Genomic DNA, 20,596 nt, shown 5'->3' on the forward strand with positions numbered 1-20,596 from the left:
GCCTGAACTACACCCGCCTACACCCGCACGGCGGCGTCCAGGTCCGCGAAGAGCAGCTCGCCGTTGATCGCCGCACCGGCGCGGTAGCCCCGGCTGGCCGCGTTGACCACCTGCTCGGCGAAGCCGCTCGCGTTGCCGGCCGCCCACAGCCCGGGCACGGTCGTCAGGCCCCGCTCGTCGATCACCGGGTAGGAGCCGAAGGGGGTCTGCGTCAGCTCCGCGCCCAGCCCGACCAGCAGGTCGTTCCGCGGGACCGGACGCGGGGCGACGAACAGCGCCTCCCGCGCGTGCACGCCGCCGTCCGAGAGCCGTACGCCCGTCAGCCGGTCGTCCTCGACGCGCAGCCCCGCCACCTCGCCGGGCACCACCCGGACCCCGGCCGTGGCCAGCCGCCGCAGGTCGTCGTCGGACAGCTCGGTCTCGGCGACCTGGTGCAGGAACAGCGTCACGTCCTTGGACCACTGGGTGACCATCAGCGCCTGGTGCACGCTCATCGGGGTCGTGGCCAGTACGCCGAAGGCCTGGTCGCGGACCTCCCAGCCGTGGCAGTACGGGCAGTGCAGCACATCCCGGCCGAACCGCTCGGCGACGCCGGGCACGGGCGGCAGCTCGTCCTCGAGGCCGGTGGCCACCACCAGCTGCCGGGCCCGGACCTGCCGTCCGCTCGCCAGCGACACCGTGAAGTCACCGTCCCGGGACGCGGCCACCGCCCGGTCCCGGACCAGCTCCACGCCGTACCGCGCGATCTCCTCGCGGCCGACGGCCAGGAACTCCGCGGGCGGCATGCCGTCCCGGGACAGAAAGCCCTGCATGTGGGCGGCCGGGGCGTTGCGCGGCTCGCCCGCGTCGACGACCAGGGTGCGGCGCCGGGCCCGGCCCAGGACCAGCGCGGCGGACAGCCCGGCCGCACCGCCTCCGACGACGACCACTTCGTACGTATCGGTCATGGTGACCACCTCCGTCGGCGACGGTCGCGCATCCGTGGCCGGATTGACAAACCTCTTTGCCGAAACTGCAATACGACCATGACTACGGACGACGTTCTCGCGGGGGTGGGCCCCCGGCTGCGCAAGCTCCGAAAGGAGCGGGAGGTCACCCTCGCCGCCCTCTCCGAGACCACCGGCATCTCGGTCAGCACCCTCTCCCGGCTGGAAGCGGGGCTGCGCAAGCCCAGCCTGGAGCTGCTGCTGCCGATCGCGCAGGCCCACCAGGTGCCCCTGGACGAACTGGTCGGCGCCCCGCCCGTCGGCGATCCCCGGGTGCGGGCCAAGCCGATGGAGCGGTACGGCCGGACCTTCTGGCCGCTGACCCGGCAGCCCGGCGGCCTCCAGGCCTTCAAGGTGGTCGAACCGAAGCGGAAACTCGATCCCGAGCCGCGTACCCATGAGGGCTACGAGTGGCTGTACGTGCTGTCCGGGAAGCTGCGGCTGGTGCTCGGTGAGCATGACGTCGTACTGGCCGCGGGGGAGGCGGCCGAGTTCGACACCCGGGTGCCGCACTGGTTCGGGTCGACGGGGGAGGGGCCGGTGGAGTTCCTCAGCCTGTTCGGGCCGCAGGGGGAGCGGATGCATGTGCGAGCACGGCCGAGAAGCACGGCGTGACGCGTCCGGCGTACCGCCGGCTGTTCCCTCATCGGCAAGCGACCGCTTAGTATGCGAGGGACCCCGACGAAGCAGTCTGTGGAGGCACCGCATGCAGGCATGGCAAGTGCACGAGAACGGCGAGCCGAGCGAGGTGATGCGGCTCGAGGAGGTGGAGCGGCCCACGCCCGGTGACGGCCAGGTCCTGCTCAAGGTGCGTGCCGCCAACATCAACTTCCCCGACGTGCTGATGTGCCGGGGCCACTACCAGGTGCGCCCGCCGCTGCCTTTCACGCCCGGCGTGGAGATCTGCGGCGAGACCGAGGACGGGCGCCGGGTGATCGCCAACCCCGTGCTGCCGCACGGCGGCTTCGCCGAGTACGCGGTCGCGGACGCCGCCGCCCTGCTGCCCGCGCCGGACGCGCTGGACGACGCCGAGACCGCCGCCCTGCACATCGGGTACCAGACGGGCTGGTTCGGCCTGCACCGCAGGGCCGCACTCCAGGCCGGCGAGACGCTGCTCGTGCACGCCGCCGCGGGCGGGGTCGGCAGCGCCGCCGTACAGCTCGGCAAGGCGGCCGGGGCCACCGTCATCGGTGTGGTCGGCGGCGCCGACAAGGCGGCCGTGGCCCGCGAACTGGGCTGTGACGTCGTCGTCGACCGCCGCGCCGAGGACGTGGTCGGCGCCGTGAAGGAGGCCACCGGCGGCCGGGGCGCCGACGTGGTCTACGACCCGGTCGGCGGCGAGGCGTACACCCAGTCGGCCAAGGTCGTCGCTTTCGAGGGCCGGATCGTGGTCGTCGGCTTCGCCAGCGGCACCATCCCGAGCCCGGCGCTCAACCACGCCCTGGTGAAGAACTACTCGATCCTGGGCCTGCACTGGGGCCTGTACGCCACCAAGAACCCCAAGCTGATCCTGGACTGCCATCAGCAGCTCACCGAGCTGGCCGCCAAGGGCGCCATCAAGCCGCTGGTCAGCGAGCGGGTCCCGCTGTCCGGGGCCGCGGCGGCCGTACAGCGGCTCGGCGACGGCGTCACCACCGGCCGGGTCACCGTCGTACCGACGGGAGCCGCGGCATGACCGACGCCTCGGAACTCCAGCGCCGCACAGCCGAGTTGCTGGCCGCGTACCCGCCCGCCACGACGGACCGGCTCGACTTCCTCAAGGCCCGCTTCGACGCGGGACTCGCCTGGGTGCACTACCCGGAGGGCCTCGGGGGCCTCGGCGCCCCGCGCTCCCTCCAGGTCGTCGTGGACGCCGAACTGGAAGCCGCCGGCGCCCCCGACAACGACTCGCGCCGCAACGGCATCGGACTCGGCATGGCCGCGCCGACCATCCTCAAGTACGGCACCGAGGAGCAGAAGCAGCGCTATCTGCGGCCGCTGTGGATCGGCGAGGAGGTCTGGTGCCAGCTGTTCAGCGAGCCGGGCGCCGGCTCCGACCTGGCCGCGCTGGGCACCCGGGCCGTCCGTGAGGATGGGGGTACCTCCCGCTCGAGCGAAGCCGAGAGTGGGGGAGAGTGGGTCGTCAACGGGCAGAAGGTGTGGACCTCCGGCGCGCACAACTCCCGGTGGGCCATCCTCATCGCCCGCACCGACCCGAACGTGCCCAAGCACGCGGGCATCACCTACTTCATCTGCGACATGACCGACCCCGGCGTCGACGTCCGCCCGCTGCGACAGGTCACCGGCGAGGCCGAGTTCAACGAGGTCTTCCTCACCGACGTCCGCATCCCGGACTCCCGTCGCCTCGGCGCGATCGGCGACGGCTGGCGGGTCGCGCAGACCACCCTCAACAACGAGCGCGTCGCGATCGGCGGCATGCGGCTGCCCCGCGAGGGCGGCATGATCGGCCCGGTCGTGAAGACCTGGCGCGAACGCCCCGAACTGCGCACCCACGACCTGCACCAGCGGCTCCTGAAGCTGTGGGTCGAGACCGAGGTCGCCCGGCTCACCGCCGAACGGCTGCGCCAGCAGCTCGTCGCCGGCCAGCCCGGCCCCGAGGGCGCCGGCATGAAGCTCGCCTTCGCCCGCCTCAACCAGGAGATCAGCGGCCTGGAGGTCGAACTCCGCGGCGAAGAGGGCCTGTTGTACGACGACTGGACCATGCGCCGCCCCGAACTGGTGGACTTCGTCGGCCGGGACGCCGGCTACCGCTACCTCCGCGCCAAGGGCAACAGCATCGAGGGCGGGACCAGCGAGGTCCTGCTGAACATCGTCGCCGAGCGCGTGCTGGGCCTGCCGGCCGAGCCCCGCACCGACAAGGACGTCGCGTGGAAGGACCTCGCCCGATGACAACCCAGAGCACACAGCCCGACCTGTTGTACTCGGAGGAGGAAGAGGCGCTGCGGGCCGCGGTGCGGGATCTGCTGGCCGACCACTGCGACGCGCCCGGTGTCATCGCGCGCACCGAGTCGGACGCCCCGCACGACCTGGCGGCCTGGAAGGCCCTCACCGAGGGCATGGGCCTCGCCGGGCTGCTGGTGCCGGAGAAGCAGGGCGGCCAGGGTGCTTCGCACCGCGAAGTCGCCGTCGTCCTTGAGGAGCTGGGGCGGGCGGTGGCACCCGTGCCGTATCTGAGCAGTGCGGTGGTGGCCACGGAAGCGCTGCTCGCCTGCGGGGACGAGGAGCTGCTCGGGAAGCTGGCGTCCGGGCGGACGATCGGTGCGCTGGCCGTGGGGCTGCATGTCGCTCCGGGGGCCGACTTCAAGGCCGTACGCGTCGAAGAGGGCCAGCTGCACGGTGAGCTGACCGGGATCGCGGATGCGGTCGCCGCGGATGTGCTGCTGGTGCCGGGGGACGACGGGGGGCTGTACGCCGTCGAGGCGGCGGCCGTCACCGTCACCCCGCAGGTGTCCTTCGACCTGACCCGGCCGCTCGCCACGGTCACCCTCGACGGTGCCGTCGGACGCCGGGTGGGCGACGCCGAGCCCGCCGTGCGGCGTGCGCTGCGGGCCGGGGCCGGGCTGCTGGCCTCCGAGCAGTTCGGTCTCGCCGAGTGGGCGCTGACCGAGACCGTGCGGTACCTCAAGGAACGCAAGCAGTTCAACCGGCCGGTGGGCGGGTTCCAGGCGATCAAGCACCGGCTCGCGCAGCTGTGGCTGGAGGTCGTGAACCTTCGGGCTGCCGCGCGGGGGGCCGCCGATGCGCTGGCCTCCGGCGGGGATGCCGAGGTGTTGGTGGCCGTTGCGCAGGCCTACGCGGGGCCGGTTGCGGTGCGGGCGGCGGAGGAGGCGCTGCAGTTGCACGCCGGGATCGGGATGACCTGGGAACATCCGATCCATCTGTACCTCAAGCGGGCCAAGGCGGATTCGATTGCGTTTGGTACGGCGGGGGTGCATCGGGAGGCGCTGGCCGGGCTGGTCGATCTTCAGGGGCCGTGATCCAGCGGCTGTTTGGTGCGGGTGTGTGGGGGCTGGTCGCGCACACGCGGCGGAGCCGCATATTCGATACAGCCCCGCGCCCCTTTGGGGCGCGCCCTTGCTGAGGCTCGTATGAAGTGAACCCGGGGTGGCAGTCCAGCCAATTCCCTTCACGCTCGCACCATTTGGGCGCTGCTCGCCCGCATACTCCCTTGGGTCCCTCAAGGCCCTACAAGGGAGGCAGAGCACATGGCCCTCACCACCCGTCGCAGAGCCCTCAGCACTCTCGGCGCCGCCCTCGCGGGCGCTGTCGTGCTGCCCGGCGCGCAGGCCTGGGCGGGCGGCGGTCACCGCGGCCCGCGTCCGCTGTGGCGTGCCCACGCCCACAACGACTACGAGCACACCCACCCCCTCCTCGACGCCCTCGGCCACCGCTTCGGCAGTGTCGAGGCGGACATCTTCCTCGTCGGCGACCAGCTGCTCATCGGCCACACCTCGGACGACCTCGACCCGAGCCGCACCCTGGAGTCCCTCTACCTGGACCCACTGGCCCGGATCGTGAAGGCCAACCACGGCTCCGTGTACCGGGGTTGGCGCGAGCCGCTGCAACTGCTCATCGACATCAAGACCGAGGGATCGTCGACGTACCTCGAACTCGACCGGCATCTCCGGCGCTACCGGCACCTGTTCACGACGTACGCCCACGGCCGTGTCGTCCCCGGTGCGGTCACCAACGTCATCTCCGGTGACCGTGCCGCGCGTACGCCGATGGAGGCGCAGACCGTGCGCCGGGCCTTCTACGACGGCCGGCTCACCGACCTCGGCACCTCGGCGCCCGCCTCCTTCGTCCCGCTGATCAGCGACAACTGGCAGCTCAACTTCACCTGGCTCGGGGAGGGCGCGTTCCCCGAGGCCGAGCGGCAGAAGCTGCGCGCCATCATCGGCCAGGCGCACGACCGCGGCCAGACGGTGCGCTTCTGGAACACCCCCGACGTGGCCGGGGCCGCCCGCGACGCGCTGTGGAGCGAGCTGCTCGCCGCCGACGTCGACTACTTCAACACCGACGACCTGGCCGGCCTGGAAACCTTCCTGGACACCCACCGGGCGTCGTAACACCACCCGAACGGGGCACGTGTCGACCGCACGGGCCCACCCTCCGCTACGCCACACTTGCGGCCGAACGCCCCGAAACGGGCGTGGCGGAGGAGGTTCGCGATGGCCGTTTCCATCTCTGTGGTGCTGCTGCTTCTGTTCCTGGCCGTGCTCTTCATGCGCCAGGGCGCGCTGAAGATCTCGCACGCCCTGGTCTGCATGCTGCTCGGCTTCTATCTGGCCAGCACCAGCATGGCGCCCACCATCAGCAGCGGGCTCACCGCGACCGCCGACCTGGTGAGCAGTCTGAAGCCCTGAGCCGGCGGTCGGAGGCCGCCGGCTCAGGGCTTTCGGTCCGTGGCTTCCGGTCAGGGTGTCGAGAAGACCCCGATCCCGTTCGCCACGGCGCGTTCCGGGCTCTCGGTCGGGTGGTTGAGCACGCTCACCGTCTTGTCGCCCGGGGTGCGGGCCACCAGTGTCGTGGAGCCGCCGCCGTCCAGGCTGAACGCGTCGACCGCCCCCAACTCCCGCATCTCGTCGGCGACTTCGGCGATGGTCATGCCGCTGCGGTAGGCCACCGCGCCGTCCAGCGCGAGCAGCAGGAGCTTGCGTCCGCCGCTCGTGTAGCCCGCGGCGGTGCGTACCGCCGCGGTGGTGTCGTTGAGCCCGGCCAGCGGCTCGCCGCCGCGCAGCACCGGGTAGCCGCCGACCGCGAAGCGGTACGGGACCTTGGAGGCGGACGCGGCCATCTGCCTGCGTACGGTGACCCGTTCGCCCTTGGTGAGCCGGCGCAGCTTGTCCGCGCCGGCCTCCCGGCCCAGCAGGACCGTCGTACCCGCCGCGATGGCGCCGCTGCCCGGGCTGTCGGCGGTGTCGACGACCTTGCCGCCGCGGATCCGGACCTCAAAGGTGTCCGTGCTGCAGCCGGCCGCCCGGCTGGTGTCCGAGCCGCAGGTGGCGCGCTTGCGGGAGGCCGGGCCCCAGGCGGCGGTGTAGGCGCCGACGGAGTCCTGCGCCAGCGCGTACTGGTTGAGCCCCCGCAGCGCGAGGTTCCCGTCCGGGGTGCGGACGGTGCCCACGAGCGCCAGCCGGTCCAGCCGGGCCCGGCGGTCCACGCCGACGCCGAGGACGTCGGTGGTGTCGGTGCCGGGCGGCAGCGACGGGCCGAACCGCTGGGCCGTCGGCACCGCCGCCTTGAGCAGCCGGCCGTGGGCGATCGCCGGGCCGACGCTCGCGCCGGTCGCCTCGACGCCCGGGTGCTGGGTCTCGGTGATGTTGAAGAAGTCGCCGTTCACGCCCGCGACCGCGCCCGCCGCGTCCGCCATCGTGGACACCGGCGACCGGGCGGCCACCGCGCCCGGGTCGAGGAGGTCCACATGGACGTGCGGATCGGTCAGGTCGACGGTCAGCAGATGGGCGTGGACCGTGCCCTTGGCCGCCGTGACGTCGAACTGCCGGTAGGTGACGCCGGACGCGATCTGTCCGGTGTCCGACACGGCGCCGGCCGGTGCCGCCCCCGCGAGGGCCGCACCGGCCAGCACGCCGGACGTCGTGAGAATCGTGAACAGAGTTCGGGTCGTCGCTGCAATTCGTCTCTGACGATGCGTCACCGCACCCCCTGATGTCTCGTCAAGTACCTCAGGACTCAGGGAAGTGCAGCAGAAGAGAGTGACCGGCAGGGCGGCTAGACGTCGACTACGCGCGAACGGGTGAGAAAACGCACCCCCTCGGGTGCCTCCAGGGAGAAACCGCTTCCCCGTCCGGGCACCACGTCCACGATCAGCCGGGTGTGGCTCCACGCCTCGTACTGGCTCCGGGACATCCAGAAGGTGACCGGCTCCTCGACGCCGTCCACCGCCAGCTCGGCCAGCAGCACGTCCGAGCCGCCGGTGCGGAACTCGCCGTCGAGGTAGCACATGGGCGCGCTGCCGTCGCAGCAGCCGCCGGACTGGTGGAACATCAGCGGGCCGTGCTCGGCGCGCAGCCGGCGCACCAGCTCGGCGGCCTGCGGGGTGAGTTCGACGCGCGGCGGCGCCGTCTGGTCGTCCATGGTCACCCTCCTGGGGCCGGGGTGTCGGATCCCCTCAGTCTCACCTCTCGTCACCGGCCGGTCCAGAAGCGGTCGTTGACTACTCGGTGCGCAGTGCCGTCGCCGTCCGGACGCGGGCCGCCCAGCCCGCCGGGAGCAGCGCGCCGAGGACCGCGATCGCCGTGCCGCCCAGGGCGAGGAGGAGCAGTTCGGGCGCCCGGTAGACGTCGAGGACCACGTCGGGCAGCCGCAGACCGGCGCTGTCGCCCATGGCGGGCATGACCGTGCGGTGCACGGCGAGGCCCAGCGGGACGCCGAGCACCCCACCCGCAAGGCCGGGCAGCACGACCGAGGCGATCACCAGCGTCACCGTCTGCCGGGGTGTCATCCCGAGCGCCTTGTGGATGCCCAGGTCCCGGATGCGCTCATGGGTGTCGAGGACGACCCCGCCCAGCACCCCGAGTCCGGCCACCGCCACCAGGATCAGGGTGAGCGTCGCCGCCAGTGTGTCGATGGCGACCACGCCGTCGCTGCCGTTGACCGACCTGGTGTCGGTGGCCGAGACGCCGAGCGGCTTCAACGCCGCGTTCAGGTGGGTCACGTACGCGTCGGCGTCGGTGCCCGGGACGAGCCGCACGGCGTGGTCGGCGGGGTGCAGGTCCGGGTCGGCGGTCCGGAGCGTCGCCAGGTCCGTGAAGACCCGCAGGCCCTGCTGGCCGGTGTCGAAGACCTCGCCCACGATCCGGATCCGCACCGGCGAGCCGTTCACGGTGAGGGTGACCGTGTCGCCCACCTCGGCCCCGCTCGCGGTCAGCAACGGGGACGCCGCCACCGCCTCGCCCGCCGCCCGGATCCAGCGCCCCGACACCATGGCGAAGCCGCCCCAGGAGGCGTCGCCGTCGTAGCCGAACACCGGCACGCCTCCCGTCACCCCGGCGACCTCGGCCTCGGTCGTGACGCTGCCGTACTGGTCGCGGGTGCTCGGCTGGGCGGCGATCGCGGCCCGCACGGCGGCGGCCTCGGCCGCCGTCACCCGCGTGGTGCCCGGCGGCACGCGCCCCGGACCTTCCGGCTGCCGGGCGCTCACGGTCACGTCGGCCGCGTTGTGGTTCTTGGCGGTGATCACCTCGCCCAGGGACGCGGCCATCCCGACGGCGAAGGTGACCGCCGCCGTGCCGAAGACGACCGCCGCGACCATCGAGGCGGCGCGGGCGGGCCGGTGGAAGGGCCGGGCGAGTCCGAGGCCCACCGCCCGTGGCACCGGCAGCCGGGCCGCCAGCCGTGCCGCCGTACGGCCCCGGCCCGCCGCCGGGGTGCGGCCCACGGCCAGCGCGTCGACCGTGCGCAGCCGCCCGGCCCGCCAGGCGCTCAGCCACGCCGTGCCGGCCACCACGCCCAGCCCCCCGCCCACGACGGCCACATCGACCCCGGCGGAGACCCCGAGCCCGACCGACCCGTACACGGCCGAGGTGTCCGCCAGCAGAGGGGTGGCGAGCAGGTGTCCGGCGGCCAGGCCCAGCCCGGTGCCGATCGTGGCGGGCACCAGCGCCTGCGCCCCATAGGCCCGGACGACCTGCCCCGGAGTGCAGCCGACCGCCTTGAGGACGCCGATCCGCCGCAGCCCGGTGCCCACCGCACCGGCCACCACGTTCCCGACGACCAGCGTCGACATCACCAGCCCCAGCACCCCGAAGGCGACCAGGAACGGCACGTACAGGGCGGTCTCACGGGTCGCGAACTGCCGTACGGAGAGCCAGGACCGGGCCCCGGAGAGCGCTCCTGCCGGTACGGCCGCCGTCACCGCCGCACGGTCCCGGGCCACTTGCGCCTCGGTGGCCGCGTGGGCGAAGCGGTACAGCATCTGATAGCCGCCGGCACGGCCGGACCCGGTGAGCCCGGCGATCTGCGCGGGCACCACCCATGCGTCGGCGGTACGGCTGACCGAGCGGGCCGTGCCGACCACGGTGAGCGTCGGACTGCCGGGCAGGTCCGGGAAGTTCAGCCGCTGCCCGAGCCGTACGGGCGGCCCGTCCGGGTCCGCCGCGAGCACGATCTCGCCTGTTCGCCGCGCCCACCGGCCCTCGGTCACCGTGAGCCGGTCCACCGCCCCGCCGGGGCCGGCCCGCCCGACGACCGACAGCGTGCCCGCGCCGTCCGGTGTGACGGTCGCCGTCGGGAACGGGCCGGACGACCCCGTCACCCCGGACGCGTGTGCGGAGGCGGCGAGTTGGGCCGGCCCGGCCCGGCTCGCGTCGAACTGCGCGGTGAGCTGGGCCCCGTGCTGCCGCCCGAACGCCTTGTCGAAGGGCGCGCGCGAGGCCACCAGCAGCGCGCCGGCCAGCACGGACGCCGTCACCGCCAGCAGCGCGGCCAGGGCGATGACCAGCGTCTGGGTACGGCGCCGGGCCATGCCGGACCGGACGACCCGGACGAGGGCGCTCATCGGAGTGCCTCTGTCGGGACGTCGGCGCTGACCCGGCCGTCGGTGAGGTGGACCGTACGCCGGGTACAGGCCCTGGCCAGATCGTGGTCGTGGGTGACGAGGACCAGGGTCTGGCCGTCGGCGTTGAGCTCCTGGAGGAGACGGCTGACGTCCGCGCCGGACGCGGAGTCCAGCGCACCGGTCGGTTCGTCGGCCAGCAGCAGCGCGGGCCGGTTCATCAACGCCCGGGCCACCGCGACGCGTTGCCGCTGACCGCCGGAGAGCCGGCCCGGGTAGGCGCTCGCGTGTGCCGCGATACCCAGCGATTCGAGCAGCTCCGCCGCCCGGCGGGCGGCCTCCCGCCGTCCCGTTCCGGCGAGTTGGGCGGGCAGTACGACATTGTCGGCGACGGTCAGGTCGTCCAGCAGGTTGAAGAACTGGAACACCATCCCGACCTTCGTCCGCCGGTAACGGGCCGCGCCCGCCTCGCCCAGCCGGTCCACCCGGACGCCGTCCACGGTCACCGTGCCCTCGTCCGGCCGGTCCAGGCCGGCGATCAGGTTCAGCAGCGTCGACTTGCCGCTGCCGGAAAGACCCAGCACCGCGACGGCCTCCCCGGGCGCCACGGTCAGGGTCACGTCCAGCAGCGCGGGCGGTCCGGCGTCGTAGCGCCGGGTCACGTCCCGTAGTTCGATCAGTGGTGTCGTCATCGGTGGGTCTCCGTCCCTCGGTGGCCGCCGACGCTAGGGAACGGGCCGGGCCGGGCACGACGGGCGCGGGACGTAATCGCCGTACCGCGTCGGAGGTAGGGGCGGGGGTGTCATCCCTGAGATGTAGTCCGGGGAGGGATGCCCGGGGCCCGGAGGGCACCGAGAATACGAGGATGACGACGACATGGGCGTCCGGCCCGCTGGTACGACTGCGCGCACTGGCGGAGCCGAGCGGACCCGCGCCCGAACCCACCGCGCGCGGCCGGCTCTTCGACGCCGCCCTCGCCCTGCTCGTCCTCGTCTCCGAGATCCAGTACGCGGGAGACCCGGACGATCCGACCGGGCGGCACAGCACGGCGGGCCTGATCTGCCTGGCGTTGCTCGCTTCCGTGCCCCTTGTCTGGCGCCGCCGCTACCCGCTGGCCGTGCTCTGGATCGTGCTGGCGGCGAACGCGCTCACTCCCGGTGACGTCACCCGGCTCACCTTCTACGCCTGCGTCATCGCCGCCTACAGCGCCGCCGCCTACAGCCGTTACCAGGCGGCGGCGAGGGCCTCGCTCGCGTCGGCCGTGCTGCTCAGCCTCACGATCGGGAGATCGGTGCCGCACACACCGTTCGGCGTCGAACCCACCGTCCCCACCCAGTACGTGCCCCTGATGATCTCCGCCCCGCTGGTCCTGGCCACCCTCGGACTGCGTACCTGGAAGGTCCGGGCCGAAGAGAGCCGGGACCGGCTGGCTGCGGTCGAGCGGCGGCGGGACGAGGAGACGCGCCGGGCCGTGGAGCACGAACGGGCCCGGATCGCCCGGGAGTTGCACGATGTCGTGACCCACAACGTGAGCGTGATGGTCATCCAGGCCGGCGCCGCCCGCAAGATCATGGACAGTTCGCCGGAGCAGGCGCGCGAGGCGCTGCTCGCGGTGGAGGCGGGCGGGCGCACCGCGATGGGGGAGCTGCGGCAGGTGATGGGACTGCTCACCATGGACGATCCCGGGGAGGCGGACCTCGCGCCGCAGCCCGGCCTTGACCGGCTCGACCCGCTGCTCGACCGTACCCGCAGCACCGGTACGGCCGTCGACCTCACGGTGTCCGGGACGGTCCGGCCGCTGCCCGCGGGCGTGGAGCTGACCGCCTACCGGGTGGTGCAGGAGGCGCTCACCAACACCCTGAAACACGCGGCCGGTTCGAAGGCGAGCGTGCGCGTCGAGTACGGTGACGACGAACTGCGGGTCGAGGTCACCGACTCCGGCGGCAGCCCCGGGCCGGGCGCCGCGACGGGCAACGGGCGCGGACTGGTCGGGCTGCGCGAGCGGCTCGCCGTGCACGACGGCACCCTGAGCAACGGACCCCGCCCGCTGGGCGGTTACCGGGTCCGGGCTCTGATTCCCTTGGAGCACAAGTGAGTTCACCTGGAGCACAAGTGAGTTCACCGGCCGGCCCGCCACGGGTCGTCGTCGTGGACGACCAGGCTCTGGTGCGCACCGGCTTTCGGCTGATCCTCACCGCCGACGGCATCGAGGTCGTCGCCGAGGCCACCGACGGCCACCAGGCCGTGGACGCGGTCCGGCGCACCCGGCCGGACGTCGTCCTGATGGACATCCGGATGCCCGAGCTGGACGGCCTGGAGGCGACCCGCCGGATCCTCGCCACCCCCGACCCGCCCCGCGTCCTGATGCTGACCACCTTCGACCTCGACCGGTACGTGTACGCGGCGCTGTCCGCCGGAGCCAGCGGCTTTCTGCTCAAGGACGTCACCCCCGAGCACCTGACGGCCGCCGTCCGCACGGTCCGGGCCGGTGACGCACTGCTGGCACCCGCCATCACCCGCCGCCTCGTCGAACGCTTCGCCCGCGCGGGCGGCGACAGCGGCACGCGCCACCGCGACCTCGGCCATCTCACCCCACGCGAACTCGACGTCCTGCGCCTGCTCGCCCAGGGCCTGTCCAACGCCGAACTCGCCGCCCGCCTCCACCTCTCCGAGGCCACCGTCAAGACCCATGTCTCCCGCGTCCTCGGCAAACTCTCCCTGCGCGACCGTGCCCAGGCGGTGGTCGTCGCCTACGAGACGGGACTGGTCACGCCGGGCAGCCGTTGAGGGCCCCGCCTGAAACGGCAGTTGTGCCAGAAGTGTTGACCCTCTCTCCGAGAACGATTTCTGCGGCGCCCTCGTCCTGCGAGTCCTGTCAACGTCTTCAATGTGGTCGATCTGCGCGGCTTCCTCCAAGGCATCCTCGGGGAGCTGCACGAGGCGGCCCGTCTCGACCGTGCGCCGCTGACCGGGTCTCACGAGCGCGGTATCAGGTCCGAGACCGTCTTCTCCAGGAAGGGCAGGACGCGCTGGCCCCAGACGGCCAGGGCGATCGACGCGGTCACGGCGGTCAGGGCCAGCGGGCCCAGCGGGGTGCAGCCGAAGAAGCGGCTGATCCCCGGTGTCTCGATCAGCGCGAGCAGGACGGCGGCCGAGCCCAGGGAGGCGAGGCGGACCAGCGGGCTGTCACGGCGGTCCAGGAGCGTCTGCACGAGCTGGGTGCCGACGACCGCGACCAGAGCCATCGTGCTGGAGCGGCGGGCCGTTCCCGGGGTGGCGCGGCCGATGAGCCAGGCCATGAGCGCGCCCGCGCTGGTCGTCACCGCGCGGTGCCGGATCTGCTGGAGCAGGGGCGCCCCGAGCACGTCCGACGGCGACCTGGGGTCCGTCTGCTCCGCCGTCTCCTTCGGTGTGACCGCCACCGCCATCGCCGGGAACAGGTCGGTGAAGAGGTTGACCAGCAGCATCTGGCGGGTGGACAGCGGAGCGGAGCGGGACAGCAGGGTGCCGAGGATGCCGAAGCCGATCTCGCCCGCGTTGCCGCCGATGAGGATGGCGACGGCGTCGGCGACGCTGTGCCACAGGGACCTGCCCTCGCACACGGCGTCGATCAGGACCGTCAGGTCGTCGTCGGTGAGGACGAGGTCGGCGGCGTTGCGGGCGGCGGCGGAGCCGCGGGTGTTGATGCCGACTCCGATGTCGGCGGCGCGGATCGCGGCGGCGTCGTTGGCGCCGTCGCCGACCATGCCGACCACTCGCCCCGCGTCCCGCAGTGCCTCGACGACCTGCAGCTTCTGCTCGGGGGCCACGCGTGCCACCACACCGGCGTCGCGGAGCATCCGGGCCCGGCCCGAGCGGTCGGCGGCCGCGAGTTCGTTGCCGGTCACCACGACCGTGTCCTCGGGCCAGCCCAGTTCGGCGGCGATCGAGCGGGCGGTCTGGGGATGGTCGCCGGTGAGCATCACCGGTCGTATGCCCTCCTCCCGCAAGCCGCGGATCAGCGTCGTGGAGGTCTCGCGCGGGGTGTCCGAGAAGCCGAGCAGACCGACGAACTCCAGCTGTTCCAGGGGCTGTTCGAGGACGCTCGGGGCGTTCTCGGCGTCGTCCGGCCGGCGCTGGGCGACGGCCAGGACCCGCAGTCCCTCGGCGGCCAGCGCCTGGGCCGTTTCCGAGGCGTGTTCGGGGAGTTCGGAGCAGGCGGGCAGGACGGTCTCCGGTGCTCCCTTGACCACCAGCAGGAGCGGTTCGTCGCCGGAGTGGCCGACGGCGGCGGCGTAGCCGCGGTCCGCCTCGAACGGAAGCCCCTCCGACTGGCTCCAGTCGGGGTCGGGTCCGGCCGCGTCGAGCACCGCCGCGTCGGTGGCGTGCTCCGGCGGCCCGTCGGTGTCACCGACCTGGGGGCAGGCCCGGGCTGCGATCCGGAGCGTGTCGCCGGCCGCTTCGTCGTCCACCGGGTGGTCGCGTCCCTCGGTGTCGGTGACCTTTGCGAGCCGCAGCGCGTTCTCAGTGAGCGTGCCGGTCTTGTCGAAGCAGATGGTGTCCATCCGGCCCAGCGCCTCCAGCGCGCGGGGCGCCCGGACCAGCACCCCGCCGCGGCTCAGCCGCCGGGCGGCGGCCAGCTGGGCGACCGTCGCCACCAGCGGCAACCCCTCCGGTACGGCGGCCACGGCGACGGCCACACCCCCGCTGACGGCTTCCTTGATCGGGGTCCCGCGCAGCAGGGCGAGCCCGGTGATCGCGGCGCCGCCGCCGAGCGTCAACGGCAGTGCCTTCGCGGTGAGTTCGTGCAGCCTGGCCTGGACGCCGGCGGCCGCAGGCGTGCGCGCGGCGAGGTGGACGGCGCGGGCGGCCTCGGTGCGCTCGCCGGTGTCCACCACGACCGCGCGGGCGTGACCGGCGGCCACCGTCGTGCCCTCGAAGACCATGGAGTGCCGGTCGGCCACCGGCACGTGCGGGGTCGCGGCGGTGTGTTTCTCCGTCGGCACCGACTCCCCGGTGAGCGCGGACTCGTCGACCTCCAGGCCGTCCTCCGACAGCACCCGGGCATCGGCCGGTATCACGTCGTCCGTGTGCAGGTCGATCACATCGCCAGGCGCCAGGCCTGCCGCGTCGACGGTGTGGGTGTCCGGCTCGTCGGGGGTGTCGGCCACCCGGGCCTGCCGTTCCTGGTCGGCGAGGAGTCCGGACACGGCGTGTTCGGCCCGGAGCCGCTGGACTCCGCCGATCAGCGCGTTCAGGTCGAGTGCGCCGACCACCAGCAGGGCGTCCACGACCGAGCCGACGATCGCGGACGCGGCCGAGCCGACAGCCAGCACCGGGGTCAGCGGGTCGTCCAGTTCGCTCCGTACGGCTCCGCTGAGCCGCCGCGTCCATCGCACCGGTACCAGCAGCGGGTTCCGGGACGGCTGTGCGGCCTGCTGCCGTGCCTCGGGCGGCTCCTCCGCCCGCTCCTCCTCCAGCCGCTCCAGGGCTTCCCGCGGGCCGAGTTCGTGCCAGTGCACCCGGGCCCGGGGATGTGGGGCCTCGGCCCGTGCCACCCGCAGGGCCGCCCACGCCCCCGACAGCAGCGCCGTCGCGGCGGCGCCGTCCACCGGCGCGTGCCGCAGCCCGGGCAGCGCGGCCAGCCTGCCGCGCCCGCTGCGCGACTCACCGACAGCCACCAGCAGCCCCGAGAGTGCGGCACCCGACCGGGCCAGCGTCTGCGAACGCCGGCCCACCCCGCGCGCGGCCGGTATCCCGGTCAGCAGCCGCCACACGTCGGGCAGCCCGTGCAGGGCGAGGGCATCGGCGCCCCAGACGACCGTGCAGTCGTCGTCGGTGAGCGCGACCGCGATGTCACCGGCGAGCAGGCCGGCCAGCAGCCCGTGGTCCCCGGCCGACCACAGCCGGGCCACCGTGATCACCGCACCGGCGTCCTCTGGCAGCGAGCACACCACGTCGGCCAGCGGCCGCCGGGCGTCCACCACCTGGTCGGCGAGGCCGGTGAAGTCCTCCAGCGCCGGGTCGTCCACCAGCACGACCCGCAGCCCGGCGCGCCGGGCCGCGTCCAGCACCGGCTCCGTCCAGGGATCGGCCTCCCCGTCGTCGCCGCGCACCGCGCTCGGATGCAGCACGATGGTGCCGGCCAGCTCCAGCTCCCGCAGCCGCTCCGGATCGCGGACGAGCAGCCCCGACCGGGCCAGTACGGCTCCGAGCACCGCCTCGAAGGCGGTCGGTCCGTAGCGGGCGGCCTTTGGCGAGCCCGCGAGCACCGCCTCCGCCGCCTCGGTGACGTCGTGCTTGACCAGCAGGGTGGCCGCCGCGCCCAGCACACTGCCGGTGACGGCGTGGGTGGCGTACTCCTGGGCCGGGGTGGTGCGCAGGGCCGGGCGCGGATGGCCGCCGTCGCCGACGCTCGGCCGGTCCGGGTTGCAGAACTTGTCGTGGAACAGTTCGAAGGCGGCCGAGCGAGCCATCGTGTCGGCGAGCTGGCAGCCGCGCAGCGCTCCGTCGAGCAGCAGCGCGGTGGGCGTCTGCCCCGCCCCGTGGGCCGCCGCGTTCGCGCAGGCCAGCAGCAGGTCCATGGCATCGGCGCCCAGATGGGCGCGGAGCAGCCCACGAAAGCGCGGGTTCTCCCGCAGCACCGTCACCACCGCCGTCACCGCACGCGGTGAGGGCGGCAGCCGCAGGGCGTACGCGGTGACGCCGATGCCGGTGCCGACCAGATCGGCTGTGAGCGTGGCCAGCGCTGCCCGGATGCCCTGTGGGTCGGCCGGGTGCGTGATCTCCTCCGGGCCGTCATCGGTGGCGACGAGACCGTGCCGGGCGGCGAGATCGGCCGCGTGCTCCACGACGTCGTCGGTGAGCGCCTCCTCGGCCGCTGCCACCACCAGGCGGCCGAGACCCTCGTCCCAGTAGGCGAACAGCACGTCCGGGTGTTCCGTCAGCGCCGCTGCGCAGTGCTCCGCGAGCCGGTGCACACCGCCCGCCTCCCGGGCCTGTTCCGGGTCCGCCGCCCGCAGCGCGAGGTGCGCCCGGGCGCCGGACCGCCACTGCGACTCGGCCCTGAGCAGCGCGTTGCGCGCCGCCCGCGTCATACGGGTGGCGGTGTCCAGGCTCCTGGCGCCCGCCCGGGCCGTCCCGGCCGCCGCCCCCGCGACCGCGCCGACCCCGGGCGCGGCGGCCCGGGCCAGCAGCCGGGGCGCCGCGGACAGGGCCCGTGCGGCGACGGACGACACCGTCGGCAACCCGACCGCCATCACGCATCACCCTCGGCCCACGTCAACTGTTGGGTGGGGTGGTGGGGGTGGTGGGGGGTGTGTCCTCGGTTGTTGGTGGGGTGGTGGGGGTGGTGGGGGTGGTGGGGGGTGTGTCCTCGGTTGTTGGTGGGGTGGTGGGGGCGGCGGGGGGTGTGTCCTCGGCCGTCGACGGTGTGGGCGGGGCGGCGGGCGGTGCCATCGGGTCGGTGAACGGTGGGGCGGGCGTGGCAGAGGTCGCCGCCGCACCACCCGGCATCTCGTCCTCGCCAACCGGGCCCGGTGCGACCGTGCCCGCGGTCGGCGGCGCTGTCGCCGCGTCACCCGTGGCCACGTAGACACCGTGGCCCGCGCTGTCCGTCATGTCCTCCGGCACGCTCCCGGCCATCTCCGGGTGGGCGGTCTCGGTGTCCGGTTCGGGCCGGGGCTGGGTGAGCCATGCCACCGCCGCTCCGGTCACCGCGACGGGCCACTCCACCAGCCCGGCGACCCCGAGCACTCCCGCTCCGGCGTAGACGGCCATCCGGCGGCCCCGGGGCGAGACGGTTCCGATCTTGTCCAGTGTGCCTTCGGCGGCCTTGGTCACGACGCCGACGCCGGGTACTTTGCGCATCGTCGAGGCCGCGTTCCGCAGGGGGGCGGCGAGGGCCGAGGACGATTTCTGCTCAGCCATGACTACTCCTCGTCAATGCCGGGATCACACTCTCTGCCTCCTGGGTGCCCCTGAACGCACCACCCATCACGGATGAACCAGACATTTCGGGAGTTGGCGATGTGGCCGATCTGTTCATCTTCGCGGATGGGCTGATCGACTGCTGGTCGCCCAGATCGCGCGCCGCCACGTCCTCGGGGCATGGACGGCAAGGTCTGGCCGTTGCAGGCTCTGGTGGCCGGGCTCGGTGGGCGCTTGGACGGCCGCCGCGAATCCTTCTGCCACGCCCATTGGCCATGCCTGTATCCCTAGCCTCCGTCTCCCTATGTAGATATTGTCTCTGTAGGTACGCACCATTCACGGAGATGGACGCGACGCCCGGTCCAAAGGGGAACTGGCTTGCCTCTGCTCGTCGTAGGGTTCCGACTTCGTGGGCTCAGCCCCGGTCGCCCTGCTGCTGGCGCTGCGCGTAGCGATGTGGGCCTTCGGGCCGCGCGGGGGACGCACCCCGGAGGAGGCCGCCGTCTCCTGCCGGGAGGCCGCGCAGGCCATGGCGATGATCCCGCTGGTCATCGGGGTCGGCGGGACGTTCAAGCAGGTGCTCGTCGACGGCGGGATCCGCGACCGCGTCATGGACGTCGCCGACGGCTGGTCCGTGTCGCCGATCATCCTGGCCTGGCTGAACTCCGCGATCCTGAGGGCCGCCCTCGGCTCGCCCCGATCCTGCGGCTCGATCGCCGCCATCGAGGCCCCTACCACCTACACGACCGTGCTCGCGATCCTGGGCCAGGCGGAGTCCTGTTCAAGGAACAGGTTCTCGACGCTCAGTGCGCAAGCCCCACTCCCGTAAGGACGTTCGCCCATGAGCCAGCCCGTCGTCACCCGCTTCTCCGTGTACCCGGTGGCAGGCCGGGACTCCATGCTGCTCAACCTCTCCGGTGCCCATGCCCCGTACTTCACCCGCAACGTCCTGGTCGTCGAGGACTCCGAGGGCCGGACGGGGCTCGGCGAGGTGCCCGGCGGGGAGGCGATCACCCGGACGCTGCGGGACGCGGAGTCCCTGGTCGTCGGCGCACGACTGGGTGACCACAAGCGGGTGTTGCGGGCCGTGGGGGAGGCGTTCGGCGGCCGGGACGCCGGTGGCCGCGGCGAGCAGACCTTCGACCTGCGGACGACCGTGCACGCCGTCACCGCCGTCGAGTCAGCCCTCCTCGACCTGCTCGGCCAGCACCTGGAGGTGCCCGTCGCCGCCCTGCTCGGCGCCGGCAAGCAGCGCGACTCGGTGCGCGTCCTCGGCTACCTCTTCCACGTCGGCGACCCCGACCGCACCGACCTGGACTACCTCCGCGAACCCGACGCCGACGTGGCCTGGCACCGCATCCGCCGCGAGGGGGCCCTGACCCCGGAGTCGATCGTCCGGCAGGCGGAGGCGGCCTACGACCACTACGGCTTCCGGGACTTCAAGCTCAAGGGCGGGGTCCTGGCGGGCGCCGAGGAGGTCAAGGCCGTACAGGCGCTGAAGCAACGCTTCCCCGAGGCCCGGATCACCCTCGACCCCAACGGCGCCTGGTCCCTGCGGGAGGCCGTCGAACTGTGCCGGCCGCTGCTCGGCACCCTCGCCTATGCCGAGGACCCCTGCGGGGCCGAGGACGGCTACTCCGGGCGCGAGATCCTCGCCGAGTTCCGCCGGGCCACCGGTCTGCCCACCGCGACCAACATGATCGCCACCGACTGGCGGCAGCTCACCCACGCCCTGGCCCTGCAGTCGGTCTCCATCCCGCTCGCGGATCCGCACTTCTGGACCCTGAGCGGTTCGGTGCGGGTGGCACAGCTCTGCCAGGAGATGGGGCTGACCTGGGGCTGCCACTCCAACAACCACTTCGACATCTCCCTGGCCATGATGGCCCACTGCGGCGCCGCGGCCCCCGGCGACTACAACGCCCTGGACACGCACTGGATCTGGCAGGAGGGCCGGGAGCGCCTCACCGTCGCACCGCCGAGGATCGTCGACGGCGAGGTCGCCGTCACCGACGCCCCCGGGCTCGGCATCCGCCTCGACACGGACCGGCTGCTCGCGGCCCACGCCCTCCACGAGGAGCAGAACCTCGGCGCGGGCCGAGACGACACGACCGGGATGCGCTACCTCGTGGACGGCTGGACCTTCGACGCCAAGCGGCCCTGTCTGGTGCGTTAGGGGGCCGGCGGC

Annotated in this window: 16 protein-coding genes and 1 pseudogene; 10 read left to right on the forward strand and 7 right to left on the reverse strand. The window is 73.3% G+C overall.

Going from position 1 to position 20,596, the window contains the following annotated elements; translation table 11 throughout:
- Positions 1 to 17: 17 nt before the first annotated feature.
- Positions 18 to 947: an NAD(P)/FAD-dependent oxidoreductase gene (locus ACGFZQ_RS47690; RefSeq protein ID WP_393845781.1), complete on the reverse strand. Its 930-nt coding sequence runs from the start codon at positions 945 to 947 to the stop codon at positions 18 to 20.
- Positions 948 to 1,025: 78 nt separating this feature from the next.
- Between ACGFZQ_RS47690 and ACGFZQ_RS47695 the strand changes: the two genes are divergently transcribed.
- The 6 genes from ACGFZQ_RS47695 (at position 1,026) to ACGFZQ_RS47720 (ending at position 6,352) form a co-directional block, all read left to right on the forward strand.
- A complete protein-coding gene (locus ACGFZQ_RS47695) occupies positions 1,026 to 1,601 on the forward strand; it encodes an XRE family transcriptional regulator (protein WP_351698402.1) in 576 nt (191 codons plus the stop codon).
- A gap of 91 nt (positions 1,602 to 1,692) precedes the next feature.
- Positions 1,693 to 2,661, forward strand: a complete 969-nt coding sequence (locus ACGFZQ_RS47700) for an NADPH:quinone oxidoreductase family protein (protein WP_393845782.1) — start codon at positions 1,693 to 1,695, stop codon at positions 2,659 to 2,661.
- On the forward strand, positions 2,658 to 3,875 hold the full coding sequence (locus ACGFZQ_RS47705; RefSeq protein WP_393845783.1) for an acyl-CoA dehydrogenase family protein: 1,218 nt from the start codon (positions 2,658 to 2,660) through the stop codon (positions 3,873 to 3,875). The genes ACGFZQ_RS47700 and ACGFZQ_RS47705 overlap by 4 nt, the downstream gene beginning before the upstream one ends.
- On the forward strand, positions 3,872 to 4,963 hold the full coding sequence (locus ACGFZQ_RS47710; protein WP_393845784.1) for an acyl-CoA dehydrogenase family protein: 1,092 nt from the start codon (positions 3,872 to 3,874) through the stop codon (positions 4,961 to 4,963). Before ACGFZQ_RS47705 ends, ACGFZQ_RS47710 begins: the two co-directional genes overlap by 4 nt.
- Before the next feature lie 228 nt (positions 4,964 to 5,191).
- The gene (locus ACGFZQ_RS47715) at positions 5,192 to 6,055 is read left to right on the forward strand and encodes a phosphatidylinositol-specific phospholipase C/glycerophosphodiester phosphodiesterase family protein (protein WP_393845785.1); all 864 of its coding nucleotides are present in this window, start codon (positions 5,192 to 5,194) and stop codon (positions 6,053 to 6,055) included.
- Positions 6,056 to 6,157: 102 nt separating this feature from the next.
- On the forward strand, positions 6,158 to 6,352 hold the full coding sequence (locus ACGFZQ_RS47720; RefSeq protein WP_351733652.1) for a hypothetical protein: 195 nt from the start codon (positions 6,158 to 6,160) through the stop codon (positions 6,350 to 6,352).
- Positions 6,353 to 6,402: 50 nt separating this feature from the next.
- Here the strand turns inward: ACGFZQ_RS47720 and ACGFZQ_RS47725 are convergent, their stop codons facing one another.
- The 4 genes from ACGFZQ_RS47725 to ACGFZQ_RS47740 all read right to left on the reverse strand — a co-directional run bounded on the left by ACGFZQ_RS47725 (position 6,403) and on the right by ACGFZQ_RS47740 (position 11,195).
- Positions 6,403 to 7,644 (reverse strand): phosphodiester glycosidase family protein, encoded by a 1,242-nt coding sequence (locus tag ACGFZQ_RS47725; RefSeq protein WP_393845786.1) that lies wholly within the window; start codon positions 7,642 to 7,644, stop codon positions 6,403 to 6,405.
- A 74-nt stretch (positions 7,645 to 7,718) separates the two neighbouring features.
- On the reverse strand, positions 7,719 to 8,084 hold the full coding sequence (locus tag ACGFZQ_RS47730) for a DUF779 domain-containing protein (RefSeq protein ID WP_351733646.1): 366 nt from the start codon (positions 8,082 to 8,084) through the stop codon (positions 7,719 to 7,721).
- 79 nt (positions 8,085 to 8,163) lie between these two features.
- Positions 8,164 to 10,506: an FtsX-like permease family protein gene (locus ACGFZQ_RS47735; protein ID WP_393845787.1), complete on the reverse strand. Its 2,343-nt coding sequence runs from the start codon at positions 10,504 to 10,506 to the stop codon at positions 8,164 to 8,166.
- A complete protein-coding gene (locus tag ACGFZQ_RS47740) occupies positions 10,503 to 11,195 on the reverse strand; it encodes an ABC transporter ATP-binding protein (protein ID WP_393845788.1) in 693 nt (230 codons plus the stop codon). The genes ACGFZQ_RS47735 and ACGFZQ_RS47740 overlap by 4 nt, the downstream gene beginning before the upstream one ends.
- Positions 11,196 to 11,368: 173 nt before the next feature.
- Here ACGFZQ_RS47740 and ACGFZQ_RS47745 point away from each other — a divergent pair, with 173 nt between their 5' ends.
- Together ACGFZQ_RS47745 and ACGFZQ_RS47750 are read left to right on the forward strand one after the other, a co-directional pair.
- Positions 11,369 to 12,598: a sensor histidine kinase gene (locus tag ACGFZQ_RS47745; RefSeq protein WP_393845789.1), complete on the forward strand. Its 1,230-nt coding sequence runs from the start codon at positions 11,369 to 11,371 to the stop codon at positions 12,596 to 12,598.
- Between the two features lie 17 nt (positions 12,599 to 12,615).
- Positions 12,616 to 13,290 carry a response regulator gene (locus ACGFZQ_RS47750; RefSeq protein WP_393845790.1) on the forward strand — a complete coding sequence of 225 codons (675 nt, stop codon included), beginning with the start codon at positions 12,616 to 12,618 and terminating at the stop codon, positions 13,288 to 13,290.
- A 188-nt stretch (positions 13,291 to 13,478) separates the two neighbouring features.
- On the opposite strand, the gene ACGFZQ_RS47755 is transcribed toward ACGFZQ_RS47750, so the two are convergent.
- Together ACGFZQ_RS47755 and ACGFZQ_RS47760 are read right to left on the reverse strand one after the other, a co-directional pair.
- On the reverse strand, positions 13,479 to 17,741 hold the full coding sequence (locus ACGFZQ_RS47755) for an HAD-IC family P-type ATPase (RefSeq protein WP_393845791.1): 4,263 nt from the start codon (positions 17,739 to 17,741) through the stop codon (positions 13,479 to 13,481).
- A gap of 22 nt (positions 17,742 to 17,763) precedes the next feature.
- A complete protein-coding gene (locus ACGFZQ_RS47760; RefSeq protein ID WP_393845792.1) occupies positions 17,764 to 18,411 on the reverse strand; it encodes a hypothetical protein in 648 nt (215 codons plus the stop codon).
- A 406-nt stretch (positions 18,412 to 18,817) separates the two neighbouring features.
- Between ACGFZQ_RS47760 and ACGFZQ_RS47765 the strand changes: the two are divergent.
- A pseudogene (locus ACGFZQ_RS47765) lies at positions 18,818 to 19,215 on the forward strand (gluconate permease); the annotation flags it as partial.
- A gap of 37 nt (positions 19,216 to 19,252) precedes the next feature.
- Positions 19,253 to 20,584 (forward strand): enolase C-terminal domain-like protein, encoded by a 1,332-nt coding sequence (locus ACGFZQ_RS47770; RefSeq protein WP_393845793.1) that lies wholly within the window; start codon positions 19,253 to 19,255, stop codon positions 20,582 to 20,584.
- The last annotated feature ends 12 nt before the right edge of the window (positions 20,585 to 20,596 follow it).

It is taken from the genome of Streptomyces sp. NPDC048254 (genome assembly GCF_043201895.1).
Classification (GTDB): domain Bacteria; phylum Actinomycetota; class Actinomycetes; order Streptomycetales; family Streptomycetaceae; genus Streptomyces.